This is a genomic window from Streptomyces fuscigenes (genome assembly GCF_021556455.1).
GTDB classification, from domain to species: domain Bacteria; phylum Actinomycetota; class Actinomycetes; order Streptomycetales; family Streptomycetaceae; genus Streptomyces; species Streptomyces fuscigenes.
Genome location: NZ_JAKGCV010000748.1, coordinates 1 through 1,450, shown reverse-complemented (window position 1 = coordinate 1,450; position 1,450 = coordinate 1). Strand labels below are relative to the sequence as shown.

The window sequence follows — 1,450 nt, the reverse complement described above, 5'->3', positions numbered from 1 at the left end:
GGCGCGGGCCCGCACCTCAGCACCGCACGCGCCCCGGCGCGGGCCCGCACCTCAGCACCGCACGCGCCCCGGCGCCGGGGCGGGCCGGCTCAGGTGCCCTCTTGGCCGCGCAGCTCCTCCACCGCCACCCGGGCCGCCGCGCCGATCACCGCGTCGGCCCGCGGGAGCCTGCGGTCGGCGCGGGCGGCCCGCGTGAACACGACGGCCGTGTAGGCGCCGCCGCCGGGCAGCTCGACCACGCCCGCCTCGTGCCGCATCGCGCCGAAGGTGCCGGTCTTCCCCGAGACGGTCACGTCGTCGTACGGGAAGCCGGAGGCGAGGCGGTGGTGCCACGGCTGGCTGCCCATGACCGCCCGCATGAAGCGGCACTGCTCGCGTGAGGCCGCCTCGTCCGTCCAGATCGCGCGCAGCAGCCGCGCCAGGTCACCGGGCGTGCTGGACGCCTTGTACGCGGGGTCGTAGACGCCTTCGGGGACGGCCGCGTCGTTGTCCGCGACGCGGTCCATCGCGCCGGCCAGCGAGCCGGCGCCGGTCTCCGCGACGAGCCGTTCGAAGGTGCGGGCGGCGCCCCCGTGGACGTGTGTGCCGTCCATGCCGAACAGGCGGCAGACGTCCTCGACCGCCGCCGGCCCCACGACGCGCAGCACCGCGTCGGCCGCCGTGTTGTCCGAGATGCTCATCATGAGCGCCACCAGGTCGCGCAGCGAGACGGTCACCGGATCGCGCAGCAGGGACAGGCCGGTCGGGCCCGGCACCCGGTCGTCCGGCCCGACGGTCAGCGCGCGCGCCGGGTCGAGGTCGCCCGCGTCGACCAGCCGGCAGAAGGCCGCCATGAGCGGCACCTTGTACAGGGAACCCACCGGGACCGGCTCGTCCGGATCGACGGCGACCCGCGCGGACGGCCGCCGCAGGTCGGCCACGTGCAGCCAGCCGCGGACTCCCGCGTCCGCGAACATCCCGCGCAGCGTGTCCTCCACGCCGCCGCCGCGTCGCTCGCCGCTCATGCCGCGGCCTCCCGGGTCAGTGCCCGCGCCAGCGAGCGGGCCACCCGCTCGGTCTCCTCGCGCCCGGGCCCGCGGGCGCCCCACACCACGCGCAGCCGCAGGGGCAGCGGCGGGTCGGTGGTCTCGGCCCGGGCGACGCCCTCGGCGCAGAGCGTGCCGTCCGCGGTGACGAGCGTCGCCGCGCCGGCGGCGACGAGGGCGAGGGCGGCGCGCTCGTCGGGAACCGTCACGGTCTCCACCCGCCGGCCCCGCCCGCCGGCCCCGGCGCCTACACGGCGCAGCTGCGCGCGCACGGCGGCGAGTCCCCGGCGACGGCCGAGCCTCGAACTGGTACGCAAGCGCGCCCAGGAGGCCGGCTGCACCACCGCGTACCTCGCCATGACCGGCGGTCAGGACGAGCTGGTCTACGACGGCGACTCCATCGTCGTGGACCGCTACGGCGAGAC

The 1,450-nt window shown here is 77.8% G+C and carries 2 protein-coding genes; both read right to left on the bottom strand.

Going from position 1 to position 1,450, the window contains the following annotated elements; translation table 11 throughout:
- Window positions 1-89: 89 nt before the first annotated feature.
- Window positions 90-1,004: a serine hydrolase gene (locus L1885_RS28295; protein WP_235799992.1), complete on the bottom strand. Its 915-nt coding sequence runs from the start codon at window positions 1,002-1,004 to the stop codon at window positions 90-92.
- The gene (locus tag L1885_RS28290) at window positions 1,001-1,234 is read right to left on the bottom strand and encodes a hypothetical protein (RefSeq protein WP_235799993.1); all 234 of its coding nucleotides are present in this window, start codon (window positions 1,232-1,234) and stop codon (window positions 1,001-1,003) included. The genes L1885_RS28295 and L1885_RS28290 overlap by 4 nt, the downstream gene beginning before the upstream one ends.
- Between the last annotated feature and the right edge of the window lie 216 nt (window positions 1,235-1,450).